General features: G+C 72.6%; 13 protein-coding genes and 2 pseudogenes. 7 read left to right on the top strand and 8 right to left on the bottom strand.

Translation table 11 applies throughout. The annotated features are described in order from the left end of the window. Positions 1–6: 6 nt before the first annotated feature. Positions 7–966 (bottom strand): daunorubicin resistance protein DrrA family ABC transporter ATP-binding protein, encoded by a 960-nt coding sequence (locus MCAG_RS18785; protein ID WP_036374191.1) that lies wholly within the window; start codon positions 964–966, stop codon positions 7–9. Positions 967–1088: 122 nt separating this feature from the next. Then, on the bottom strand, positions 1089–1685 hold the full coding sequence (locus MCAG_RS18780; protein WP_036374189.1) for a PadR family transcriptional regulator: 597 nt from the start codon (positions 1683–1685) through the stop codon (positions 1089–1091). Positions 1686–1832: 147 nt separating this feature from the next. Here MCAG_RS18780 and MCAG_RS18775 point away from each other — a divergent pair, with 147 nt between their 5' ends. Next, positions 1833–3581: a biotin carboxylase N-terminal domain-containing protein gene (locus MCAG_RS18775; RefSeq protein ID WP_007074561.1), complete on the top strand. Its 1749-nt coding sequence runs from the start codon at positions 1833–1835 to the stop codon at positions 3579–3581. A 163-nt stretch (positions 3582–3744) separates the two neighbouring features. Continuing rightward, the gene (locus tag MCAG_RS18770; RefSeq protein ID WP_036374186.1) at positions 3745–5184 is read left to right on the top strand and encodes a GuaB1 family IMP dehydrogenase-related protein; all 1440 of its coding nucleotides are present in this window, start codon (positions 3745–3747) and stop codon (positions 5182–5184) included. A 159-nt stretch (positions 5185–5343) separates the two neighbouring features. On the opposite strand, the gene MCAG_RS18765 is transcribed toward MCAG_RS18770, so the two are convergent. Further along, a complete protein-coding gene (locus tag MCAG_RS18765; RefSeq protein WP_007074559.1) occupies positions 5344–5901 on the bottom strand; it encodes a TetR/AcrR family transcriptional regulator in 558 nt (185 codons plus the stop codon). A gap of 87 nt (positions 5902–5988) precedes the next feature. On the opposite strand from MCAG_RS18765, the gene MCAG_RS18760 reads away from it, so the two are divergent. The 4 genes from MCAG_RS18760 to MCAG_RS18745 are packed head-to-tail and all read left to right on the top strand — an operon-like array spanning position 5989 to position 10700. Beyond that, positions 5989–6432 carry a DoxX family protein gene (locus MCAG_RS18760; RefSeq protein ID WP_036374181.1) on the top strand — a complete coding sequence of 148 codons (444 nt, stop codon included), beginning with the start codon at positions 5989–5991 and terminating at the stop codon, positions 6430–6432. A 16-nt stretch (positions 6433–6448) separates the two neighbouring features. Next, entirely contained in the window at positions 6449–6940 is a 492-nt protein-coding gene (locus MCAG_RS18755; protein ID WP_232290217.1) for a MarR family winged helix-turn-helix transcriptional regulator, read from the top strand. Continuing rightward, the gene (locus tag MCAG_RS18750; RefSeq protein ID WP_036374175.1) at positions 6934–8667 is read left to right on the top strand and encodes an ABC transporter ATP-binding protein; all 1734 of its coding nucleotides are present in this window, start codon (positions 6934–6936) and stop codon (positions 8665–8667) included. The genes MCAG_RS18755 and MCAG_RS18750 overlap by 7 nt, the downstream gene beginning before the upstream one ends. Beyond that, positions 8664–10700, top strand: coding sequence for an ABC transporter ATP-binding protein (locus tag MCAG_RS18745; protein ID WP_007074556.1), 2037 nt, complete (start codon positions 8664–8666; stop codon positions 10698–10700). Before MCAG_RS18750 ends, MCAG_RS18745 begins: the two co-directional genes overlap by 4 nt. A 7-nt stretch (positions 10701–10707) precedes the next feature. Here MCAG_RS18745 and MCAG_RS32705 read toward each other — a convergent pair. Together MCAG_RS32705 and MCAG_RS18740 are read right to left on the bottom strand one after the other, a co-directional pair. Then, positions 10708–10871 (bottom strand): annotated as a pseudogene (locus MCAG_RS32705) (threonine--tRNA ligase); the annotation flags it as partial. A 469-nt stretch (positions 10872–11340) separates the two neighbouring features. Continuing rightward, complete coding sequence (locus MCAG_RS18740) at positions 11341–12744, bottom strand: NAD(P)H-quinone dehydrogenase (RefSeq protein ID WP_007074554.1); 1404 nt, start codon at positions 12742–12744, stop codon at positions 11341–11343. 106 nt (positions 12745–12850) lie between these two features. Here MCAG_RS18740 and MCAG_RS18735 point away from each other — a divergent pair, with 106 nt between their 5' ends. Then, entirely contained in the window at positions 12851–13306 is a 456-nt protein-coding gene (locus MCAG_RS18735) for a gamma-glutamylcyclotransferase (protein WP_007074553.1), read from the top strand. A gap of 94 nt (positions 13307–13400) precedes the next feature. Here the strand turns inward: MCAG_RS18735 and MCAG_RS18730 are convergent, their stop codons facing one another. From MCAG_RS18730 to MCAG_RS18720, 3 genes and pseudogenes are all read right to left on the bottom strand, one after another. Beyond that, positions 13401–14366, bottom strand: a complete 966-nt coding sequence (locus MCAG_RS18730; protein ID WP_007074552.1) for a GNAT family N-acetyltransferase — start codon at positions 14364–14366, stop codon at positions 13401–13403. Positions 14367–14481: 115 nt separating this feature from the next. Beyond that, positions 14482–15231 carry a hypothetical protein gene (locus MCAG_RS18725; RefSeq protein ID WP_007074551.1) on the bottom strand — a complete coding sequence of 250 codons (750 nt, stop codon included), beginning with the start codon at positions 15229–15231 and terminating at the stop codon, positions 14482–14484. 5 nt (positions 15232–15236) lie between these two features. Then, positions 15237–15599, bottom strand: a pseudogene (locus MCAG_RS18720) (hypothetical protein); the annotation flags it as partial.

Here is a 15599-nt window from a genome sequence, read left to right as displayed (position 1 = left end):
GGGTGGTCAGGACTCGCGCAGCGAGCGGCCGGTCTTGGTGAGGAAGACGTCGTCGAGGCTGGGGCGGTGCAGCTCGATCGAGCTGAGCCTGAGGCCGGACTGGTCGAGCCGGCGCAGGACCTGCGGGATGGCGGTGGCCCCCTCGTCGACGGTCAGGCGCAGGCCGCCGCCGTCGACGGTTTCCAGCTTGGTGACGTACGGCTCGGTGTCGAGCAGTTGGGCGGCCTGCGGGGTGGCGGCGGCGTCCAGCCCGACGAGCAGCACCTCGCCGGAGATCTCCCGCTTCAGCCCGCCCGGCGTACCCTCGGCGACCACCTCGCCGTGGTCCATGATCGCGATCCGGTCGCAGAGCGCGTCGGCCTCGTCCAGGTAGTGCGTGGTGATGAAGACGGTCATCCCCTCGGCGCGCAGCCGACGGATCTCGTCCCACATGTGGGCGCGACTCTGCGGGTCGAGGCCGCTGGTCGGCTCGTCCAGGAAGACAATGCGGGGGTCGTGGATGATGCCGAGAGCGATCTCGACGCGGCGGCGCTGGCCGCCGGAGTAGGTCTTGCACTTACGGTCGGCGTACTCGGTGAGCTGGAAGGCGGCCAGTGCGCGCTCGGCGCGGCGGAGGGCGTCGGCCTTGCCGATGCCGTACATCCGGGCGTGCAGGACCAGTTCCTCGCGGGCGGTGGAGTCGTCCCAGGTGCTGCCGCCCTGGGCGACATAGCCGATCCGGCGACGCACCTCGGCCGGGTTCCGCAGCAGGTCGGCCCCGGCGATGGTGGCCTGGCCGCCGTCGGGGGTGATGAGGGTGGCCAGCATCCGCAGGGTGGTGGTCTTCCCGGCGCCGTTGGGGCCGAGGAACCCGAAGATCTCCCCCTCGGCGACGTCCAGGTCGACGCCGCGCACGGCGTCGACCGTCTTGTGCTGTCGACCGGCGCGGGAGCGAAACGACTTCCGCAGCCCTCTGGTCTGGATCATCTTCGCTCCTGGTCGTCCTTAGCCGGACCGGGCCGGCCCTCTCTCCGGGACGCCACGCCACACGGGTGGCCCCGAACGTCGCGCCGAGGCTAACGCGATATAACTTCTCTAGTCAACTTTGATTAATGGCGACCGTCGGCCCCCTCCCCCACGTTCCAGCCGTCCTGACTGGCCAACCCTTCGGGCAGATACGGCACGCCGGCCTCGATCCGGTCGGCGACCCGCTCACACCAGGCCACCTCGACCTCTCCCCGGGCAATCCACAGCTCGTACATCCAGCTCACGCCGACCGGCTTGGAGTCGCGGATCCAGGAGGACTCCATCGAGGCACGCATGGTTTCGACACTGGCCCGCAGCACCTGCCCCCGACTGCGCAGCGCGGCCACCGCCTCCGGCCTGGGCAGCGCCGGCAGGAACGCGAACGCCGCCACGAACGGATCGCTCGTCTGATGATTGCCCCACCACAGGCCGCGCAGCAGCGTCTCGAACTCGTCGACCCCCTTCGGGGTGATCTCGTACGTCGTCCGCGCCCGCCGGGCGCCGACCTGCTCGGTGGCGACCTCGCGGAGCAGCCCCTCCTCGCCGAGCTTGCGCAGCGCGTGGTAGATCGAGCCGGGCTGCACGTTGGCCCACTTGTCGGCACCCCAACTGAGCAGCTCGCGGCGGACGTCGTAGCCGTGCACCGGCTGCATCCACTTGACCAGGCCGAGAATCATCATGCGAGTGGCAGACACCGGAAAAGCGTATTAGACAAGTTTGACTATCCAAGCATCTGGGCAGTGCCTCATCCCACACTGAGCGATCGTTAGGGCCACGACGCCGGCCGATAAACTCCCCGTCAGTAACATCCCGGGAGGAGCCACGAGGTGCGCAAGGTACTCATCGCCAACCGAGGCGAGATCGCCGTCCGCGTCATCCGCGCCTGCCGCGACGCCGGCCTGGGCAGCGTCGCCGTCTACGCGGACTCCGACCGGGACGCCCTGCACGCGACCCTGGCCGACGAGGCGTACGCCCTGGGCGGCGACACCGCCGCCGAGACGTACCTGCGGATCGACAAGCTGATCGCCGTCGCGGCACAGGCCGGGGCCGACGCCGTCCACCCCGGGTACGGCTTCCTCGCCGAGAACGCCGACTTCGCCCAGGCCGTCCTCGACGCCGGGCTTACCTGGATCGGCCCGACCCCACAGGCGATCCGCGACCTGGGCGACAAGGTCACCGCCCGGCACATCGCCCAGCGGGCCGGCGCGCCCCTGGTTCCCGGTACCTCGGACCCGGTCGGCAGCCCGGACGAGGTGATCGCATTCGCGGTCGACCACGGCCTGCCGGTCGCCATCAAGGCCGCCTTCGGCGGCGGCGGGCGCGGCCTCAAGGTGGCCCGCACGATGGAGGAGATCCCGCACCTGTTCGAGTCGGCCACCCGGGAGGCGGTCGCGGCGTTCGGCCGGGGCGAGTGTTTCGTCGAGCGGTACCTCGACCAGCCCCGGCACGTCGAGGCCCAGGTCCTCGCCGACCAGCACGGCAACGTGATCGTCGTCGGCACCCGGGACTGCTCGCTGCAACGCCGGCACCAGAAACTCGTCGAGGAGGCCCCCGCGCCGTTCCTCACCGACGCCCAGCGCCGGCAGATCCACGACAGCGCCAAGGCAATCTGCCGGGAGGCCGGCTACCACGGCGCCGGCACCGTGGAGTACCTGGTGGGCACGGACGGCACGATCTCCTTCCTTGAGGTCAACACCCGCCTGCAGGTCGAGCACCCGGTCACCGAGGAAACCGCCGGCATCGACCTCGTCCGCGAGCAGTTCCGGATCGCCGACGGCGAGAAGCTGCGGCTGGCCGAGGATCCGACCCCGCGCGGGCACTCCATCGAGTTCCGGATCAACGGCGAGGATCCGGGCCGCAACTTCCTGCCCGCCCCCGGCACCGTCACCGCGCTGCGGCTGCCCACCGGCCCCGGTGTCCGGGTGGACACCGGCATCTCCGCCGGCGACGTGATCGGCGGCAACTTCGACTCCCTGCTGGCCAAGGTGATCATCACGGGCGAGACCCGCACCGAGGCCCTGGAGCGGGCCCGGCGGGCGCTGGACGAGATGGTCGTCGAGGGAATGGCCACGGCGCTGCCGTTCCACCGCCTGGTGGTACGCGACCCCGCGTTCACCGCCGCGCCGTTCACCGTGCACACCCGGTGGATCGAGACGGAGTTCGACAACACCGTCCTGCCGTTCACCGCCGCCGCCGGCCCCGCCGAGGGCCCGGCCGAGCGGGAGACCGTCGTGGTCGAGGTGGGCGGCAAGCGGCTGGAGGTGACCCTCCCCGCCGGCCTCGGCGCGGGTACGGCCGCCGGGCCCGCCGCGCGGAAGCCGGCCCGGCGGGGCGGCGGGGCCAAGGCCGGCGCGGCGGTCGGCGGCGACGCCCTCACCTCTCCGATGCAGGGCACGATCGTGAAGATCGCCGTCGCGGACGGGGACACCGTCGCCAAGGGCGACCTGGTCGTCGTGCTGGAGGCGATGAAGATGGAGCAGCCGCTGCACGCGCACAAGGCGGGCACGGTCGGCGGGCTGTCCGCCGAGGTCGGCGCGGTCCTCGCCGCCGGCGCCCCCATCTGCACCATCACCTGAGGTGCAAGGAGGGGCCCCCTGTTAACGCATTCGGTATAGGAAGGGCCCCTTCCTAACCACGCGCCCGGCGGGGCCGCGCCCCAGCCCGGGTACGCGTACCGGCCGGGGGTGTTTTCCGCGACCACCGCGAGCGGTGAGGACCGGGGCCGGGAATGATGGCCAGGTGCGGTTCCTACATGGCGCGGTTCCCGCGCACGACCTGACCTACAACGACGTCTTCATGGCGCCGAACCGCTCCGAGGTCGGCTCCCGGTTGGACGTCGACCTGGCCACCTCCGACGGCACGGGCACCACCATCCCGCTGGTGGTGGCGAACATGACGGCGGTGGCCGGCCGGCGGATGGCCGAGACTGTCGCCCGGCGGGGCGCACTCGCGGTGATCCCGCAGGACATCCCGATCGAGGTGGTGGCCAACGTGGTCGCCTGGGTCAAGCAACGGCACCTGGTGCACGACACGGCGATCACGCTCGGCCCCACCGACACCGTCGGCGATGCCATCCATCTGCTGCCGAAACGGTCGCATGGCGCGGTGGTGGTGGTCGACGAGGCCGGTCGGCCGCTGGGCGTGGTGACGGAGGCGGACACCGTCGGGGTGGACCGCTTCGCCCAGCTCCGCCACGTGATGTCGACCGAGTTGCACACGGTGCCGGCGGACGCGGACCCGCGTACCGGATTCGACCGGCTCTCGGCGGGCCGGCGGCGGCTCGCGCCGGTGGTGGACGGCGACGGCCGGCTCGTCGGGGTGTTGACCCGCAAGGGCGCGCTGCGCGCGACCCTCTACACCCCGGCGGTGGACGACCGGGGCCGGCTGCGGATCGCGGCGGCCGTCGGCATCAACGGCGACGTCACCGGCAAGGCCGCCGCGCTGCTGGAGGCCGGGGTCGACGCCCTGGTGGTGGACACCGCGCACGGCCACCAGGCGCGGATGGTCGCCGCGCTGCGGGCGGTGCGCAAGCTTCACCCGGGCGTTCCGGTCGCGGCCGGCAACGTGGTCACCGCCGATGGGGTACGCGACCTCGTCGAGGCCGGCGCCGACATCGTGAAGGTGGGCGTCGGTCCGGGCGCGATGTGCACCACCCGGATGATGACCGGGGTGGGGCGTCCGCAGTTCTCCGCGGTGCTGGACTGCGCGGCGGCGGCGCGGGACCTCGGCCGGCACGTCTGGGCCGACGGCGGGGTACGGCACCCGCGCGACGTGGCGCTGGCCCTCGCCGCCGGCGCGTCGAACGTGATGATCGGTTCCTGGTTCGCCGGCACGTACGAGTCCCCGGGTGACCTGTACACGGACGCGGACGGCCGGAGGTACAAGGAGAGCTTCGGGATGGCCTCGTCGCGGGCGGTCAGCGCGCGTACGGCCGAGGACAGCGCGTTCGACCGGGCCCGCAAGGGGATCTTCGAGGAGGGCATCTCCTCGGCCCGGATGTACCTCGACCCGGATCGCCCGGGCGTCGAGGACCTGATCGACGAGATCATCTCCGGGGTACGCAGCGCGTGCACGTACGCGGGCGCGCGCAGCCTGGCGGAGTTCGCGGAGCGGGCGCTGGTCGGGGTGCAGAGCACGGCCGGCTACACCGAGGGGATGCCCCTACCGACGAGTTGGTGACCCCGCGCCCGGCGGTGAGAAGGGTTCCCCTCTCTACCGGAGGCGTCAACAAGGGGCCCTTCCTTCGTGCGCGGCTGGGTATCGGCGTGACCGACTGCCGCACGCGCCGCCGCACACTGAGCCGCCGCCCGTCGAGGGCCCACCGAACGGGCGCCGGGGTCAGTCGAAGAGGCGACGGATGACGGTCCGGGCGGCGGCCTCCGGGTCCGGGCCGGTGCCGGGCGGGAGCGCCCCGGCCAGCCAGAGTGTCACGAAGCCGTGCACGATCGACCAGGCGGCCAGGGCGTCCGCCTCCTGGTCCGGGTCGGTTTCCCGGCGCGGGAGGGCGGCCACCCCGGCCCGCAGCGCCGCGCCGGCCCGATCACGGGCGGCTGTCACCTCGGGGTCGTCGCGACGGTAGAGCTCCGGGCGGAACATCACCTCGAAGTGGGCCCGGTGGTCGACCGCGAACCGGACGTACGCCACGCCGGCGTCGAGCAGGTCGCCGGCCTCGCACAGCGCCCCGGCCAGCAGGTCGAATCCCTCGACGGCGAGCGCGGTGAGCAGCCCCGCCTTGTCGCCGAAGTGGTGCGCGGGGGCGGCGTGCGAGACCCCGGCCCGGCGGGCCAGGTCGCGCAGGCTCAGGGCGGCCGGCCCGGCGTCGGTGATCGCGTCGACGGCGGCGGCGAGCAGGGCGCGACGCAGGTCACCGTGATGGTAGCCACGCGGTCCGGTCATGCCGGCAGCCTAACTTGTCATTGACAAGATAGCCAGGCCGAAGCAATCTAGGCAATGACAAGTTGCCTTCGACCGAGGAGAACCCCGATGGCGCCCCTGATCGCTCTCATCGCCGGCTCGGCCCTGGCCCGACTCGCCGGGCTACTCAACGTCGACGCCCTGGCCGGCTGGCACCCCGCCCTGCGGGTCGGGCTCGCGGCCATGTTCGCGCTCACCGGGATCGCCCACTTCACCTCCCGACGGCCCGACCTGGTCGCCATGGTGCCGCCCCGACTGCCCCACCCGGGGCTGCTGGTGACCGTCACCGGCCTGCTGGAGTTGGCCGGCGCGGTCGCGCTGCTCGTCCCCGGCACGGCGCGGTGGGCAGCGGCCGGGCTGGGGCTGCTGCTGCTCGCGATGTTCCCGGCCAACGCCTCGGCCGCCCGGCGCGGGCTGACCCTGGCCGGCCGGCCGGTGACCCCGCTCGTCCCCCGCGCGCTGCTCCAGGTGATCTTCCTCACCGCCGCCGCCGCGATTTCGTTTGGGCCCTGACTATCAGGGAGCTAACATGACCCGCATGGAGCTGATAGGGCTGCGAGACGTGCCACTCGGCCGGCTGCTGGTGACCGCCGGCCACGTCGTCGGCCAACGGTGGAACCGCTACCTCGCCGAGGAGCACGGCCTCACCCAGGCGGGCATGGTCACCCTGATGACCCTGGCCCGGCACGGCGAGCTGCCGCACCGGGCGGTCGCCGAGGCGTGCTTCATCCGCCCGGCCACCCTAACCGGCATCGTCGACACACTGGAGCGCGACGGCCTCGTCGAGCGGCAACGCGACGACGTCGACCGGCGCAGCGTGCGGCTCGTCCTGACCCCCGCCGGTCGGGAACGGGTCGCCGCGCTCACCAACGTCATGCAGTCCGGACGACCGATGACCTCGGTCGACGCCGACCCGGCGAAGGCCGCCGTGATCCGGCAGTTCCTGCTCGAGGTCATCGGCAGTGGAGAGGAACCTCGGGTGACGGCCCTCGACGCGAGGCCGGAGGCTCCGGCATGCTGATCCGGCTGCTCCGCGCCCACCTGCGCCCGTACCGTCGACCGCTGGCGGCGGTGATGGCGTTGCAGTTCGTCGGCACGATGGCCTCGCTCTACCTGCCGAGCCTCAACGCCGACATCATCGACCAGGGTGTGGCCCGGGGCGACACCGGCTACATCATGCGTACGGGCGGCTGGATGCTGCTGGTCAGCCTGGTGCAGATCGCCTGCTCCACCGCCGCGGTCTTCCTCGGCGCGCGCTCCGCGATGGGCTTCGGCCGGGACGTACGCGCCGAGGTCTTCGCCCACGTCAACCGGTTCTCCGCCCGCGAGGTGACCCGCTTCGGCGCACCCTCGCTGATCACCCGCAACACCAACGACGTGCAACAGGTGCAGATGCTCGTCCTGATGAGCTGCACCATGCTGGTCGCCGCGCCGATCATGAGCGTCGGCGGGGTGTTCATGGCACTGCGGGAGGACGTCGGGCTGTCCTGGCTGATGCTGGTCAGCGTGCCGGCGCTGGCGATCGCCCTGATGCTGATCATCCGGCGGATGGTGCCCGGGTTCCGGCTGATGCAGACCCGCATCGACGCGGTCAACCGCGTGCTGCGCGAGCAGATCACCGGCATCCGGGTGGTCCGGGCGTTCGTCCGCGAGCCGTACGAGACGGCGCGCTTCGGCCGCGCGAACGCCGACCTCACCGCGACCGCCCTGCGCACCGGTCGGTTGATGGCCCTGATCTTCCCCGTGGTGACGCTGGTGCTCAACGTCTCCAGCGTCGCCGTGCTGTGGTTCGGCGCGGACCGCGTCGACGCCGGCCAGATCCAGGTCGGCGCGCTCACCGCCTTCCTGCAGTACCTCATGCAGATCCTGATGGCCGTCATGTTGGCCACCTTCATCCTGATGATGGTCCCGCGCGCCGCGGTCTGCGCCGAGCGGATCGTCGAGGTGCTCGACACCGACTCGACGGTGATCCCGCCGGCCGCGCCGACGGCCGAGGTGACCGGCCGGGGCGAACTGGAACTGCGCGGCGTCCGGTTCCAGTACCCGGGGGCGAGCGCGCCGGTGCTGCACGACATCTCGTTCCGGGCCACGCCCGGGCGCACCACGGCCATCATCGGCAGCACGGGGGCCGGCAAGACGACCCTGCTGACGCTGATCCCCCGGCTGATCGACGCCACCGCCGGGGCGGTGCTGGTCGACGGGGTGGACGTGCGTGACCTGGCCCCGGACGATTTGTGGCGGCGGATCGGGCTGGTGCCGCAGCGGCCGTACCTGTTCAGCGGCACGATCGCCAGCAACCTGCGGTACGGCAACCCGGACGCCACCGACGCGGAGCTGTGGGCCGCCCTGGAGATCGCCCAGGCGCGCGACTTCGTCGCCGAGTTGCCCGAAGGGCTGAACGCCCCGATCACGCAGGGCGGCACCAATATCTCCGGCGGGCAGCGCCAGCGCCTCGCGATCGCCCGGGCCCTGGTCCGCAAGCCGGAGATCTACCTGTTCGACGACTCGTTCTCGGCGCTCGACCTGGGCACCGACGCCCGGCTGCGCGCGGCGCTACGACCGGTCACCGCGGACGCGACGGTGCTGATCGTGGCCCAGCGGGTCTCCACGATCGTCGACGCCGACCAGATCATCGTGCTTGAGGACGGGGGCATCGTCGGGATGGGCCGACACGCCGAACTACTGGAAGACTGCCCGACGTACGCGGAGATCGTCGCCTCCCAGCAGACGGCGGGGGTGCCGGCATGACGGCCGTACCGGATCAGCGGCCCACCGCGCGGCCGGCGGAGGGGCCGACGCCGAAGCGGCTGCCCTCCGGCAACCAGGGCAGCGGCCCGAGGTGGATGAGCGCCGGCATGCCGGCCGAGAAGTCGATGAACTTCGGGCCGTCCACCCGCCGGCTGCTGCGCCGGCTGCGACCGCACCGCCTCCAGCTGGCCGCCATCGTCCTGCTCTCGCTGGTCAGCGTCGGTTGCAACGTGTACGGGCCGAAGGTGCTCGGCCACGCCACCGACCTGATCTTCAGCGGGGTGATCGGCCGGCAGTTGCCGGCCGGCACCACCGCCGAGCAGGCGGTCGCGGCGGCCCGCGCGGCCGGTAACGACAGCTTCGCCGACATGCTGGCCCGGATGGACGTGGTGCCCGGGGTGGGCATCGACTTCACCGCCCTGGGCCGGGTGCTGCTGTTCGTGCTCGCCCTCTACCTGGCGGCCAGCGTGCTGTTGTGGTGGCAGGGCTGGCTGCTCAACGGGGTGGTGCAGCGCACGGTGCTGCGGCTGCGCGCCGACGTGGAGGACAAGCTGAACCGGCTGCCGCTGCCGTACTTCGACCGGCAGCCCCGGGGCGAGTTGCTCAGCCGGGTCACCAACGACATCGACAACATCTCGCAGAGCCTCCAGCAGACGCTGAGCCAGCTGCTCACCTCGCTGCTCACCGTGGTCGGCGTACTGGCCATGATGTTCTGGATCTCGCCGCTGTTGGCGCTGGTGTCCCTGGTCGCGGTGCCGATGTCGGTGGTGGTCACCAGCCTGGTCGCGAAGCGGTCACAGCAGCGGTTCATCGCCCAGTGGACGCATACCGGAGAGCTGAACGGCCAGATCGAGGAGGCGTTCACCGGACACGAGCTGGTCAAGGTCTTCGGCCGGCAGCGCGAGGTGGAGGCCGCCTTCACCGCCAAGAACGAGGAGCTGTTCCGGGCCAGCTTCGGCGCCCAGTTCATCTCCGGGATCATCATGCCGGCGATGATGTTCATCGGGAACCTCAGCTACGTCGCGATCGCCGTGGTCGGCGGGCTGCGGGTGGCGTCGGGGTCGATGAGCATCGGCGACGTGCAGGCATTCATCCAGTACTCCCTCCAGTTCACCCAGCCGCTGACCCGGGTCGCCTCGATGGCCAACCTGCTCCAGTCCGGGGTGGCCTCCGCCGAGCGGGTGTTCGCGGTGCTCGACGCCGAGGAGCAGAGCCCGGACCCGGCGGTGCCGGCCCGGGTCGCCGACCAGCGCGGTCGCGTCGAATTCGACCACGTCTCATTCCGGTACGAGCCGGACAAGCCGCTGATCACCGACCTGTCGCTGGTCGCCGAGCCGGGGCACACGGTTGCCATCGTCGGGCCGACCGGCGCCGGCAAGACCACCCTGGTCAACCTGGTGATGCGCTTCTACGAGCTGGACGCCGGCCGGATCACCCTCGACGGGGTCGACATCACCACGCTGAGCCGCGACGACCTGCGCGGCCGGATCGGCATGGTGCTCCAGGACACCTGGCTCTTCGGTGGCACGATCCGCGACAACATCGCGTACGGCCGGCCGGACGCGAGCGAGGAGGAGATCGTCGCCGCCGCCCGGGCGACGTTCGTGGACCGGTTCGTGCGTAGCCTCCCCGACGGCTACGACACCGTCATCGACTCCGAGGGCAGCAACGTCAGCGCCGGCGAGAAGCAGCTCATCACCATCGCCCGGGCGTTCCTGGCCGAGCCGTCGCTGCTGATCCTCGACGAGGCGACCAGTTCGGTGGACACCCGCACGGAGGTGCTGCTCCAACGGGCCATGGCGGCGCTGCGCTCGGACCGGACCAGCTTCGTCATCGCCCACCGTTTGTCCACCATCCGCGACGCGGACCTGATCCTGATGATGGAGCACGGTCGCATCGTCGAGCAGGGCACCCACGAGCAGCTCCTGGCCGCCCGGGGCGCGTACCACCGGCTTTACCAGGCCCAGTTCACCCAGCCGGACCCGGCCGCCGTCGGGGACCCCGAGCCCCAGCCCGCCTCGGTCCGGGGCTGACCGTCGTGGCCCGGTACATCCCGCCCAGCTCCCCGACCCGCAGGGGCAGCTCCCGGGGCCCCGGGCGCGGAAGACCAGAGCGTGGTGCGGGCAGAGCGCCGGGCGGAGCACGAACTCGTCGTCGGGGCCCAGCCGCATCGGCGGGAACATGTCGTCGGCGAAGTGGCCGAGGTCGGGGCCTCGATGACGGTGACGTCAGTGCGGCGCGCCGGGGTTCCCCGACGTCGTGGTCCGTACCGCGCTGCGCATGGGGAGACGGTAGGCCGGCCGGGGGCGGGCGCGCATCCGAATTCGGGGCCGGCCCGACGCAGCCGAGACGCATCCGGTTACCGCGAAGGGCGACAGGCCGCCAGTCGCTACAGTCGGCAACCCGGCCGATGCACAGCGCGCCTCGGGGCGGGCCGCCGGCACGGGACCTGCCGGCGGCCCATGGCGGCCCGGTCGTCGGCTACGGGGGGTCCGACACTCGAGGCCGCGCCGACTACGGTACGCCGGCCGTCGGCGATCCGCCGACCGCCTCCACCCGTACGCCGAGGTTGCCGGCCCCAGCGGGTCCCCGGCCCGCCGCGCTGCCCGACCGCCGCGTCGCCGGCCCGACGACCCGGTTCGTGGCGGGTGCCGGCGAGGTGGAGCCGCCCAGTTACTCCAGCTCGTGGAGCATGAGCTGGCGGGCGGCCTCGGTGATCGAGCCCGACAGGCTCGGGTAGATGGTGATGGTCTGGGCCAACTCGTTGACCGTGAGGTTGTTCTCCACCGCCATGGTGATCGGCAGGATCAGCTCGCTGGCCTTCGGTGCCACCACCACACCGCCGATCACCTGGCCGCTGGCCGGGCGGCAGAACAGCTTCACGAAGCCGTCGGCGAGGTCGTCCATCTTCGCCCGGGCGTTGCCCGACAGCGGCAGCATCACCTGGCGGGCCGGGGTCTTGCCGGCGTCCACCTCGTCCTGGGAGACGCCGACGGTGGCCAACTCCGGGTCGGTGAAGACGTTCGCGGCCACCGTACGCAGCCGCAGCGGCCGGACCGCCTCGCCGAGCGCGTGCCACATCGCGATCCGGCCCTGCATGGCGGCGACGCTGGCCAGCGGCAACACCCCGGTGCAGTCGCCGGCAGCGTAGATCCCGGGGACGTTGGTGCGGGACACCCGGTCGACGGTGACGTAGCCGCCCCGGGCCAGCTCGACGCCGTACTCGGCGAGGCCGAGGTTGGCGGTGTTGGGGATCGAGCCGACCGCGATGAGCGCGTGCGAGCCGTGCACCAGCCGGCCGTCGGCCAGTTCGACCTCCACCCCGTCGGCGATGCGCTGGACCCTCTCGGCGCGGGAGTTGTTGAGGATCGTCATGCCCCGGGAGCGGAACACGCGCTCGATCGCCATGGCGGCGTCGGCGTCCTCGTGCGGCATCACCCGGTCCCGGCTGGAGACGAGGGTGACCGGGACCCCCATGGCCAGGTACGCGCTGGCGAACTCGGCACCGGTGACGCCGGAACCGACGACGATCAGGTGCTCGGGCAGGTGCGGCAGGTCGTACACCTGCCGCCAGGTCAGGATGCGCTCGCCGTCCGGCACGGCCGTGGGGAGCTGGCGGGGGGTGGCGCCGGTGGCGACCAGCACGGTCGACGCGTCGATCGAGTGCTTCTCGGAGCCGTCGGCCGGCGTGACGACGACGCGGTGGGTGTGGCCCAGCATGTCCTCGCCGAGCCGGGCCGTGCCGGCCACGAAGGTGACGCCGGCTTTCACCAGCTTCGCGTGGATGTCGGCGGACTGGGCCAGGGCGAGCCGCTTGACCCGCTCGTGCACGGCCCGGGCGTCGACGGTGACCGCCTCCAGCCCGTCGGAGTGCACCCCGAACTCCTCGGTGTCCCGGTACCCGGTGACCACCTCCGAGCTGGCGATGAACGTTTTCGACGGTACGCAGTCGGACAGCACGCAGGCACCGCCGGCCCCCTCGGCCTCCACCACGGTGACATCAGCGTCCAACTGGGCGGCGACCAGGGCCGCCTCGTACCCGGCCGGCCCCCCGCCGATGATCACGATCTGGCTCACAGCTATCGCCCCTCGTCCGTGCTCACAGTGACTTTCTTCTCCCCGACGCGTCCGACACGCACCGTCGTATTCTCCCCCAGCCGTCCGCCGGGCTATCGTCATCGCCGTGCGTCACTACGCCGCCTACGGCTCAAACCTGGACCCCGCCCGGATGCGCGCCTACTGCCCGCACTCCCCGATGGTCGGCGTCGGCTGGCTGGAGGGCTGGCGGCTCACCTTCGCGGGTGAGGGCGCGATCGGCTGGGAGGGCGCGGTCAGCACCATCGTCGAGTCCCCCGGTGATCGGGTGTTCGTGGCGCTCTACGACATCCACCCGTACGACGCCGTCCAGCTCGACGAGATCGAGGGGGTGGCCTCCGGGACGTACCGCAAGCTGCACGTCCGCGTCTCCACCCTCGACGGCGACGTGACCGCGTGGGTCTACGTCTTCGACGGGTACGAGGGCGGCCTGCCGACGGCGTGGTATCTGTCGGAGATCGCCAACGCCGCCGAGAAGGCGGGCGCGCCCGACGACTACGTCAGCGAGCTGCGGTCCCGCCCCACCGGCACGGCGTCGGCGTAGCGCGTCTCCCACACTCCCAGTCTGCTCCGCCCGAGACGGGGCCGCACGGCGGCCCCCGCCGGGGGTCGTCTGTCACACATCATGGTCGCGCCCGTCACACCGCCGTGGCGGCGGGGACGGTGCGCTCGTACATGTCGGTCCAGCGCATCTCGCGCAGCCCCACCGAGCGGTAGAGCGTCGCCGGGGAGGTCGGGTTGGTCAGGTCGACGCCGAGGCCGGCGTGCCGCCGTCCCTTCGCCGCGTAGACCGTGAAGGCCCGCCACAGCAGCGCGGCGCCGACCCCGTGCCGCCGGTACTTCGGCAGCACCGACAGGGTCCGCACCCAGCCCGAGTCCTGTTCCAGCGCCTGGTCGGACGACTGCAACGCGCCGGCCGGCTCCCCGTCGACCTCGGCGACGAACCACTCGTCCCAGGTCCTGTCGTACGCGGGCAGACGCTCCCGCCAGTGGTCGTACCCGGCCGGCTCGTAGTCCGGGGTGTCCCGGAACGCCGTGTCGTAGATCCGGTGGAACAGGCGCAGGTCGTCCTCGTCGCCGGCGCGCAGCGGCCGGACCGTCACCCCGGGTGGGGGCGGCGGCTCGGCGGGCAGCCCGGCCAGGTCACGACTCATCCGTACGTACCGCTTCACCCGGCTGAAACCGGCCTCGGTCAGCTCCGTCACCCAGCGGGTCTCCGGCGGGTAGGCCGAGGCGCGGACGGTCAGCGCGGGCAGGCTCCGCTCCGCGGCCCGCTCGGCGACCCGGTCCAGCATCAGAGCGAGCAGCGGGGCGCGTACCGCCTCGGCGCGCTCCGGGTCGACGAGGACGTCGACGAACTCCCGGCCCACCCCGGTCGGGTTGTCCACCACCGACCAGGCGACGAGCCGGCCCTGCGGGTCGCTGACCAGCCAGGAGTCGCGCGCCGGGTCGAAGAAGGGGGCCGTCAGGGCGGCCTTGACGTCTTCGGCGTCGAAGTCCGGGTGGCCGATCGCGAAGGTGTCTGCGGCGTGCACGACGGCGAGGATCCCAGGGACGTCGTCGAGGGTGGGGCGGCGCGCCGCCCAGTCAGCGGGAAGAGTCACGGGGCGATCCTGGCAGCCACCCCGGTCCCGCGCCCCTCATTTTCAACCGCCCCGCGCCCTGCCCCCGCCGCCGCACGCGCTCGCCGGCGAGAGGGGACCCTTTCTACCCCAGGCGTTAGTAAGGGGCCCTTCCTTGCACCACGGCGCGTGCGGTGGTCAGCAGGTCGAGCAGCGCGGTGCCCTCGGCCGGCGTGAGCGCCCGGAATCCGGTCGACACCAGCCGGTCGGTCACCGCCTCCGACCACAGCCGGCGGCGCACCAGCGGCCCGACCCGGGGGTACGGCGGCGGCCAGCCGCAGGCCAGCGCCCCGGCCTCCCCCTCCGGCCCGGCCAGCACCGCCTCCAGCGGCGTCATCCCGCCGGCCCGCACCGCCAGCAGGTACGCCCCGGCGAAGTGCTCCCGAAGCAGCAGCAGCCCGGCGGCGGCACGGGCCCCCGGGGTGTCGTCCGGCGGCGGCACGGCCCGCCAGGCGGCAAAGAGTGGCATCCCGCTGGCGTCCGCGGCGTCGACCACCCGGTGCAGCAGCGTCGCCAGACGGATCACGCCGGGCACGGCGGTCAGGTGCTCGCTGCCCCACCGGCAGCACTCGGCCAGGTTCGCCGTGGCCACCTCCAGCGGAGCGTGCACGCGGGCGGCGGCGTCCCACCCGTCGGCGACCGCGTCGGGGGCGACGAAGCCGAGGGCCGCGCTCACCGTGGCGGCCCCGACGTCGCCGAGCACCCCGGCCCGGCCGGCGATGTGGAAGGCCCAGCCGGAGATGCCCAGCAGACGGGCCCGGTGCAGGGTGGCCGGGCAGCGGGCGAACATCTCCCCGAGCTCCAGCACCAACGGCTTGCTCGCGGCGGCGACCTGCTCCGGCGTCATCGGGTTCAGTCTGCCCCGCCGGGGCCTTCCGTGACAGCCCCGTCTTCGGCGTCGACCGCCTCGATCGCCCCCTCGATTTCGCCGGTGCGGCGCTGGGCGGCGGTGACGGCCCGTTCCGCCGCCCGCCGGGCCAGCTTCCGCCGGCTGAGTTCCTGCTCGGCCTCTGCGCGCGATCGCTCCAGCTCGGCCAGCGACCGCTCGATGCCGGTCAGTTCCTCGGCACCGTCGTGCTCGGCCTCCACCGCGCCGGCCAGCTCCGCCTCGGCCCGCTCCTGGTCGGTACGCGCCCGCGCCAGTTCCCGTTCCAGCATCCGGCGTTGCCGGGCCCGCTCGGCACGGGCGGCGCGCTCGGCCTCCCGGGCGGCCCG

This window comes from Micromonospora sp. ATCC 39149 (assembly GCF_000158815.1).
Classification (GTDB): Bacteria; Actinomycetota; Actinomycetes; order Mycobacteriales; family Micromonosporaceae; genus Micromonospora.
This window is presented reverse-complemented; position numbering and strand designations above follow the sequence as displayed.